This is a genomic window from Methylobacterium sp. WL18 (genome assembly GCF_008040015.1).
Taxonomy (GTDB): Bacteria; Pseudomonadota; Alphaproteobacteria; order Rhizobiales; family Beijerinckiaceae; genus Methylobacterium; species Methylobacterium mesophilicum.
In genome coordinates, this window is sequence record NZ_VRVD01000182.1 from 1 (window position 1) to 8,265 (window position 8,265).

Annotated in this window: 9 protein-coding genes; 7 read left to right on the forward strand and 2 right to left on the reverse strand. The window is 69.2% G+C overall.

The genetic code is table 11. The annotated features are described in order from the left end of the window. The 3 genes from FV228_RS14525 to FV228_RS14535 all read left to right on the forward strand — a co-directional run. Positions 1-273, forward strand: a 273-nt coding sequence (locus FV228_RS14525) for an NIL domain-containing protein (RefSeq protein ID WP_281406495.1), incomplete at its 5' end; no start/stop codon positions are given. Further along, the gene (locus FV228_RS14530) at positions 263-928 is read left to right on the forward strand and encodes a methionine ABC transporter permease (protein ID WP_147855273.1); all 666 of its coding nucleotides are present in this window, start codon (positions 263-265) and stop codon (positions 926-928) included. The genes FV228_RS14525 and FV228_RS14530, both read left to right, overlap by 11 nt. A gap of 43 nt (positions 929-971) precedes the next feature. Beyond that, entirely contained in the window at positions 972-1,751 is a 780-nt protein-coding gene (locus FV228_RS14535; protein WP_147855274.1) for a MetQ/NlpA family ABC transporter substrate-binding protein, read from the forward strand. 6 nt (positions 1,752-1,757) lie between these two features. Here the strand turns inward: FV228_RS14535 and FV228_RS14540 are convergent, their stop codons facing one another. Next, positions 1,758-2,552 carry a MetQ/NlpA family ABC transporter substrate-binding protein gene (locus FV228_RS14540; RefSeq protein WP_147855275.1) on the reverse strand — a complete coding sequence of 265 codons (795 nt, stop codon included), beginning with the start codon at positions 2,550-2,552 and terminating at the stop codon, positions 1,758-1,760. Between the two features lie 22 nt (positions 2,553-2,574). Beyond that, positions 2,575-3,975, reverse strand: a complete 1,401-nt coding sequence (locus FV228_RS14545) for an LLM class flavin-dependent oxidoreductase (RefSeq protein WP_147855276.1) — start codon at positions 3,973-3,975, stop codon at positions 2,575-2,577. A 322-nt stretch (positions 3,976-4,297) separates the two neighbouring features. Between FV228_RS14545 and FV228_RS14550 the strand changes: the two genes are divergently transcribed. The 4 genes from FV228_RS14550 to FV228_RS14565 form a co-directional block, all read left to right on the forward strand. Next, positions 4,298-5,533, forward strand: a complete 1,236-nt coding sequence (locus tag FV228_RS14550) for an acyl-CoA dehydrogenase family protein (protein WP_147855280.1) — start codon at positions 4,298-4,300, stop codon at positions 5,531-5,533. A gap of 259 nt (positions 5,534-5,792) precedes the next feature. Then, positions 5,793-6,893 carry an ABC transporter substrate-binding protein gene (locus tag FV228_RS14555; protein WP_147855277.1) on the forward strand — a complete coding sequence of 367 codons (1,101 nt, stop codon included), beginning with the start codon at positions 5,793-5,795 and terminating at the stop codon, positions 6,891-6,893. Between the two features lie 8 nt (positions 6,894-6,901). Further along, positions 6,902-7,909: an ABC transporter permease subunit gene (locus tag FV228_RS14560; RefSeq protein ID WP_147855278.1), complete on the forward strand. Its 1,008-nt coding sequence runs from the start codon at positions 6,902-6,904 to the stop codon at positions 7,907-7,909. After that, positions 7,903-8,265 (forward strand): ATP-binding cassette domain-containing protein (locus tag FV228_RS14565; protein WP_147855279.1); only part of this gene is annotated, 363 nt, incomplete at its 3' end. The genes FV228_RS14560 and FV228_RS14565, both read left to right, overlap by 7 nt.

The following is an 8,265-nucleotide window of genomic DNA, read 5'->3' on the forward strand; positions in this document are numbered from 1 at the left end:
GCGCTGCGGGGGGCGCAGGCCGACACCGCGATCATCGCCCGGCTCGCCCGCGAGACCGGGATCGAGGCGGTGATCCTGGCCGGCGCGGTGGACGAGATCGCCGGCCAGCGCTTCGGCTCCCTGGCGCTCGGCCTGTCGCCGGGGCCGGACGTCACCGCGCGGGCCCAGGCCTATCTCGCCGCGCTCGGCATCCCGGCCGAATTCCTCGGCTATCTGCCGCCGGCCCAGGACGTCGCCCAAGACGTTGCGCAGGGGGCTGCCCGTGTCGCCTGAACTCATCAACCTTTTGGTCCAGGCCACCGCCGACACGCTGACCATGGTGGCGCTCGCCGCCGCCATCGGCACGCTGTTCGGCCTGCCGCTGGGGGTGTTCCTCGCGACGAGCCAGCGCGGCGAGCTGCTGGCGGCGCCCGCGCTCAACGCCGCCCTCGGGGTGATCGTCAACGCGACGCGCTCGACGCCCTTCATCATCCTGGTCGTGGCGATCATCCCGTTCACCCGCCTGGTGGCCGGCACCTCGATCGGTACCTATGCCGCCAGCGTGCCGCTGACGGTGGCGGCCACACCCTACATCGCGCGGCTGGTCGAGGCGGCGATCCGCGAGGTCGATCACGGTCTGGTCGAGGCCGCCCGGGCGTTCGGGGCGAGCCCGGCGCAGATCATCCGCAAGGTGCTGATCCCCGAGGCGCTGCCCGGCATCGTCCTGGGGCTCACCCTCGCGGTGGTATCGCTGGTCGGCTACTCGGCCATGGCCGGCGCGGTCGGCGGCGGCGGGCTCGGCGATCTCGGCATCCGCTACGGCTACCAGCGCTTCCGGCCCGACATGATGCTGGCGGTCGTGGTCGTCCTGATCGTGCTCGTGCAGGTGTTCCAGACTGCGGGCGAGCGCCTGGCGCGCCGCCTCAACCGGCGCCACCGCCAGAGCTGATCCGCATCGAACGTTCGGCCCCGAAATCGCGAGATCGTCCGCCATGTTGCGTCGCCTGGTGCTTGCCGCCCTCCTCGTGATGCCCGGTATCGGGCACGCGGAGGCCCTGAAGCGTGTCCGCATCGGCGCGACGCCGGGGCCGCACGGGCAGATCCTCGAGGCGGCGAAACCCGTCGCGGCGCGCAACGGCCTCGACCTGCAGATCATCGAGTTCTCGGACTACGTGGTGCCGAACGAGGCGCTCTCGGCCGGCGAGATCGAGGCGAACTCGTTCCAGAACCAGCCCTTCCTCGACAATCAGAAGGCCGATCGCGGCTACAAGATCGTCGCCGTCGCCACGACGGTGAACTTCCCGCTCGGGATCTACTCGAAGCGCCACAAGACCTTCGACGCGGTGCCGACCGGCGGCACGGTGGCGATCCAGAACGACCCGACCAATGGCGGACGCTCGCTGCTCCTCCTGCAGGACAAGGGCGTGATCAAGCTGAAAGCCGGCACCGGGTTCAAGCCGACGGTGGCCGACATCGTCGAGAACCCGCGCAAGCTCCGGTTCATCGAGGTCGACGCGGCGCAGACGCCCCGGTCCCTGGACGATGTCGACGCCGCCGCGGTGAACACCAACTTCGCCACGCCCGCCGGCCTGAAGCCCTCGGACGCGATCCTGAAGGAGGAGCCGAAGGGCCCCTACGTCAACCTCCTGGCGGTCCGCGAGGCCGACCGCGACCAGCCCTGGGTGAAGGCGCTCGTGGACAGCTACCGCAGCCCCGAGGTCAAGGCGTTCATCGAGAAGACGTTCGGCAGCACCGTGCTGCCGAGCTGGTAGCGGGCGCTACCACACAGGCTCGAAGAATCCCCGGAAGGTGGTCTCGATATAGGCTTTCACCTCCGGGGACCGGAACGTCGCGATGAAGGCCGCGAGCCTGGGTTCGTCCCGGTTTTCGGGCCGGGCGACGAAGCTCACCGTGTAGTGCTTGTTACCGGACCCGTCGGTGATCAGAGCGGTGCTGGGGTCGCCTCCGGACGCGAACAGGTAGGTAAAGCTTACCTGCGCCAGGGTCACGTCGTCGAGTGCGCGTGGCAGCTGTGCGGCGTCGAGTTCCAAAATGCGGAGACCCTTCGGATTCGCCACGATATCGGCCACCGAGGCATCGTCGCCGCTGCCAGGGTTCAGCTTAAGCAGACCTGCTTTCTCGAGCAGGTGCAAGCCGCGCGCGGCGTTGACCGGATCGTTGGCGATGGCGACGCTCGCCCCGTCGGGTACCGCATCCAAGCGTGTCACACGTTTCGAGAAGAGACCGACCGGTAGCACGAAGGCGCCAGCCACGGGCAAGAGTCGATAGCCCCGCGCCTTGATCGTGGATTGCAGGAAGGGCACGTGCTGGAACAGGTTGGCGTCGAGGCTGCCATCGGCCACAGCCTCGTTTGGCGTAACCCAGTCGGTAAACTCGACGATCTCCACCGCCTGCCCCCGTTTGCGCGCCAGGTCTGCCGCGAAGGCGAGGGTCTGGCCGATTGGACCGGCGGTGGTGCCGATCCGCAGAGGTTTTTCGGCCTTGGCCGGGGCGGCGGCTAGAAGTCCGGCCATTATGCCCAGCACTGCGCGGCGTGTTCGATGACGGCTCATGGTGTGTCGGCTCGTGGCGGGTTCAGGAGTCTTGGCGCACGTCCCTGGCTCCCGGTCCGACCTTGAAGGCGGCGCCCGGATGACTGGACTTCAGATGCGGGCCGGAGCCGGGGAACAGCTTCTCCCGCAAGGTCCCGTCTCGATAGGCGGTCTTGAACACCCCGCGGGATTGAAGTTCCGGCACGACCAAATCGACGAAGGCCTCCAGCGTCTCGGGTGCCACGGCCCGTGTGAGGTTGAACCCGTCGATATCGGCTTCCTGCGCCCATTCGAGCAGCGTGTCGGCCACCTCGGAGGGGGAGCCGACGATGAACGGCGCCCGCGCCCCTCGCGGGCCGAATGCGGCGAAGTCGGCCGGGGTGAACGGTCGCTCGCCCGGAGCCGTAAGATTCTCCACCAGAGACTGCATGGCGTTGGTCTTCTGATAGGCGAAAGGCTCGTCGGGCCGTAGGCCGGCGAGATCGATTCCCGTCCAACCCGACACCAGGGCGAGCTGGCCTTCGCGGTCAATGTAGCGGGCATACGCATCGCGCAGGTCGAGCGCTTCAGCCCTCGTCGGGGCGACGATCACCGTGGCGCCAATGAACATCCGAATATCGTAGGGGTCCCGACCAGCGTCCCGGGCGGCCTCACGGATGCTGCGGACCGCCTTCCCGGCGACGGCCGGCGTATGGCCGTTCAGGAAGATCGCCTCAGCATGTCGGGCCGCGAACTGTCGCCCCCGGGCGGAGGTGCCGGCTTGGTAGAGCACCGGCGTACGCTGCGGCGACGGCTCGCTGAGATGGCGTCCATCAACCCGGTAATAGGGGCCCTCGTGAAGCACACGATGGACCCGGGACGGATCCGTGAACACGCCCCCGGTCCGGTCGCGGCGCACCGCGCCCTCCTCCCAACTGCCTTCCCACAGCTTGTAGGACGCCTCCAGAAAATCCTCGCCCGCGTCGTAGCGGTCGTCATGCGCCCGCGCTTCCGGTTGGCCCATGCCACGGGCACCGCTCTCCAGATAACCGGTCACGATATTCCACCCGACCCGGCCTCCGGTGAGGTGGTCGAGGGTTGAGATCCGCCGGGTGAAGGTGAAGGGGTGCTCGTAGGTGAGGTTCGCGGTGACGCCGAAGCCGAGATGGCGCGTCGCCTGTGCCATGGCCGGCACGACCAGGAACGGGTCGATATTGGGGGCCTGTGCGGCGCGGGCGAGCGCCGTCTCAACACCGCCGCCGTACACGTCGTATTGGCCGATCACGTCGGCCAGGAATACACCGTCGAACAGGCCCCGCTCGGCCGTCCGGGCGAGATCGATCCAGTAATCCAGCGTGTTGTAGGCGGCGCTGGTGTCCCGGGGATGGCGCCACAGGCCGGCCCACGTATGACCGGGTGCAGCCATCTGGAACGCGTTCAGCCGCAGTTCGCGGGGTGTCGTCATGGTGTCGACATGGCTTGCTTTCGGAAGGGGCCAGGGCCGCGCACCCTGAACGAGGCCGTGCGGCGTCTATGAGAACGAAGCCCGGAGGGTATTCGAACGCGACGTCGGGTCAATCGGAATGTTGTTTTCTATTGGGATGCTCTTGAAGAACATCTATTCAGTCAGGCATTCCCAATGAGGTAGTGCTTCCAAATCGACTGCAAGCTGTCGTTTTTCCCGTGCAGCATCTTGAGATCGCGGCCCGACTTGGCGAATCCATAGGTCTCGCGCCGGGATCCTGCGGGTGTTCGGCAGCGACGATCAACGTGGAAAGCTTCAGGCGATGGCGCAGTGGGATGCGGGTTGGGGCGCTGGCCCGAGCGAGCGCTACGAGGATCTGGCCGGGCGCTTCCGGCCCACCTTCGCCGAGATCCGCGCCACGGCGGTCGAGCGCGACCGCGCGCACCGTCTGCCGCACGCCGAGATCGGGTGGCTGAAGGAGGTCGGCTTCACCACGTTGCGCCTGCCGGTCGAGGCCGGCGGCCATGGGGCCAGCCTGCCGGAGCTGTTCAACCTGCTGATCGAGCTGTCGCAGGCCGATTCCAACGTCACCAACGCCCTGCGCGCCCATTTCGGCTTCACCGAGGACGTGCTCGGCTCGACCGCGCCGGACTGGCGCGCCCGCTGGATCGCCAGGATCGCCGCCGGCGAGACCGTGGGCAGCGGTGTCTCCGAGACCGGCCCCGCCAAGGTCGGCCAGTTCGACACCGTGGTCCGTCGGCGGGGTGCCGAGCGGGTCGTGTCGGGCAAGAAATTCTACACCACCGGCTCCCTGTTCGCGGACTACATCCATCTCTCGGCCGATGACGAGGACGGGGCGCCCCTGGTGGCGGCTGTCCCGACCGGGGCGCCCGGCGTCGAGATCGTCGACGACTGGGACGGGTTCGGCCAGGCGCTCACCGCGAGCGGCACGATCCGGTTCGACGACGTCGTCCTGCCGCCCGACCTGATCAAGCCCGATCCGGCCCGCTTCCCCTACGCGATGGCGTTCTTCCAGCTCGTCCACCTGGCGACGCTCGCCGGGATCGGGCGCGCCGCCGCCGAGGATGTCGGGCGTCTCGTCGCCGAGCGGACCCGCGTCTACAGCCACGGCAATGCCGGACGGACCGCCGAGGATCCGCAGATCCTGGCCGTGGTCGGCCGGGTGCGCGGCAACGCCTACGCGGCCGGCGCGGTGGCGTTGAAGGCGGCCGAGGCCCTGCAGCGCGCCTATGAGCTGCACCGCGACGCGGGTGGCCGGGAGACCGAGGCGCCGGCCGAGCGCGCCACGGCGCTCGCCGACGTCGAGGTCAACCAGGCGGTCACCGTGGTCACCAACCTCGTGCTGGAGGCGACCACGATCCTGTTCGATGCGCTGGGCGCCTCGGCGGTGAAGCAGGGGCTCGGCCTCGACCGCTACTGGCGCAACGCCCGCACCATCGCGTCGCACAACCCTCGGATCTACCGGGACCGGATCGTCGGCGCCTTTGCGGTGAACGGCACCGAGCCGCCGCGCCAGTATCGCGTCGGCACCGCCTGACGTCGGCCGCCGCCGCGGGGCGGCGCTGGAGATCATCCTCGTTTCTCGGGCGAGCAAGCGAAAAACGTTTTCGAGTCCACGAAAAGATCAGAAAACGCTTTCGTTGACTCGGCTCCGGTCCGATTGAATATTGGATCCGTTGATCCCTCGACGGATCAGTCGCCCGAATTCAGGATGCACGATGTGCTCGGCCGCGCGGTCGGGCCACGTCCTGCGTCGGCCCAGCCTACCGCGCGGTCGCGCGGCCCGGAGACGTGCGATGATTGACGACCCGTCAGATCCGGGATCCCAAGCTTTCAGCCGGATGCCCTCGCGCCGCCTGGTGCTGAGGGCGGGCGCCGCCGCGATGGCGGCCCCCTTCGGCTTGGGGATGGGCGCGAGTCAGGCGTGGGCGCCCGGACCCGGCGCGCCGTTCGATCCCGGTCCGCTCTGCCGGCCCGCGGCGGCCGAAGCTTCGTCGGGCCCGCTGCGGCCGGTCAAGCTGGCCTGGAACGCGACGGCGATCTGCACCGCCGCCGCCCCGCTCGCGAAGGAGCAGGGCATCTTCGCCAAGCACGGCCTCGACGTCGAATTCGTCAATTTCGGCGGGGCTACGGAAGCCCTCTTGGAGGCCATCGCCACCGGCAAGGCCGACGCCGGGATCGGCATGGCCCTGCGCTGGCTCAAGCCGCTGGAGCAGGGTTTCGACGTGAAGATCACCGCCGGCCTGCACGGCGGCTGCCTGAGGCTGCTGGCCGACAGTTCCAGCGGCATCACCGACATCGCATCGCTCAAGGGCAAGACCATCGCGATCAGCGATCAGGCGAGCCCGGCGAAGAACTTCTTCAGCCTTCAGCTGGCCAAGGTCGGGATCGACCCCGACAGCGGCGTCGCGTGGCGGCAATACCCGGCGGACCTCTTGAATCTCGCCGTGCAGAAGGGTGAGGCGCAGGCCCTGGCCGATGGCGACCCGCGCACCTGGATCTGGCTGAAGGATCCGCGCTTCACCGAGATCGCGACGAACCTGTCGGGGGAATACGCCGACCGCACCTGCTGCGTCGTGGCGGTCCGCGGCAGCCTGCTGCGCAACGACCGGGCGGTCGCCGCGTCGCTCACCCGGGCGATCCTGGAGGGCGGCCACGCCGTCCACGGGAACCCGGAGGCGGCCGCGAAGGCGTTCGCCGGATATGGCGGCAAGGGATCCATCGAGGATCTCGCCACGATGCTGCGCAGCCAGCAACACGGCGACAGTCCGGTGGGCGGCCGGCTCAAGCAGCAGCTCGCCCTCTACGGCGATGAGCTGAAGCTGGTGAACGTCCTGAAGCGCTCGACCGATACGGCGACGTTCGCCGAGCGGATCTACGCCGACGTGCTGAGCTGAGCCGCCTGATGTCCGGAAGCATCACCGCCGGGACGCCCGCGCGCAGGACCGCCGCCGAACCCGCGCGCCTCCCTGGTCCGCCCTGGCGGATCGTCCTGGCCGGCCTCGCCTGGCTGGCGCTCGCGGGCCTGACGTTGCAGCTGCCCGAAGCGGGCGACTTCCCGAGGACGGCCATCTTCGCGCAGGGATCGGCGGCCATCGGGCTGGCGCTGCTGCCGCTGGGCCTCCTCGCCGGCTCGCTCGGCACAATCGGGGCGCGCCTGCGGTATTGGAGCCCGTGGCTGGCCGCGCTGGCCATCGCCTTGCTGGCCTGGGAACTGGTCACGGCGAAGCTCGATCTCCTGCCGATCCCGTTCTTCCCGCCGCCCCAGGCGATCCTGGAGGTGTTCCTCGATGATTGGCCAAAGCTCGGTGGCAGCACGCTGAACTCGCTGATCCTGCTGGCGGGGGGCTACGCGATCGGGTCGAGCGTCGGCTTCGTCCTCGGCGTCGCGATCGGAACCTCCAAGGCGGTGGGCTACTGGGCGCATCCGGTGCTGCGTTTCGTCGGCCCGCTCCCGGCGACCGCGTGGCTGCCGCTGGCGTTCTTCGTCTTCCCGTCCTCGTGGTCGGCGAGCACCTTCCTGGTCGCACTGGCCACCGGATTCCCGGTGACGGTGCTGACCTGGTCCGGGGTGGCCGGCGTCAACAAGGCCTATTTCGACGTGGCGCGGACGCTCGGCGCCTCGCGCGCCTTCCTGATCCTGCGGGTGGCGATCCCGGCGGCGCTGCCGCACGTCTTCGTCGGGCTGTTCATGGGGCTCGGCGGCTCCTTCGCGGTTCTGGTGGTGGCCGAAATGCTCGGCGTGAAGTCGGGCCTCGGCTGGTACCTGCAATGGGCGCAAGGTTGGGCGGCCTACGCCAACATGTACGCGGCGCTAATCGTGATGGCCCTGATGTGCTCGTCGCTGATCACCCTGTTGTTCCGCCTGCGCGACCGCCTGCTCGCCTGGCAGAAGGGGCTGGTGCAATGGTAGCCGCCGCGCTGGAACGACCGGCGGACCTGGTTCTCGGTGCGAGCCTGCACGCAGAGGCGGTGAGCCACGCCTTCGATATCCGCGGCGCGCCCCTGCCGGTGCTCGACCGGGTCAGCCTCAGCGTCGCGCCGGGCGGGTTCGTGGCTCTGCTCGGCCCCTCGGGATGCGGCAAGTCCACGTTGCTGCGGCTCGTCGCCGGGCTGGAGCCGCCCGACGAGGGCGCGATCACGGTCGACGGCCGGCCGGTCGAGGGGCCGGACCCGTCCCGCCTGCTCGTCTTCCAGGATCCGACGCTCTACCCCTGGCGGACCGTGCGCGGGAACGTGGCGCTCGGGCTCGAGGCCCAGGGCGTCGGG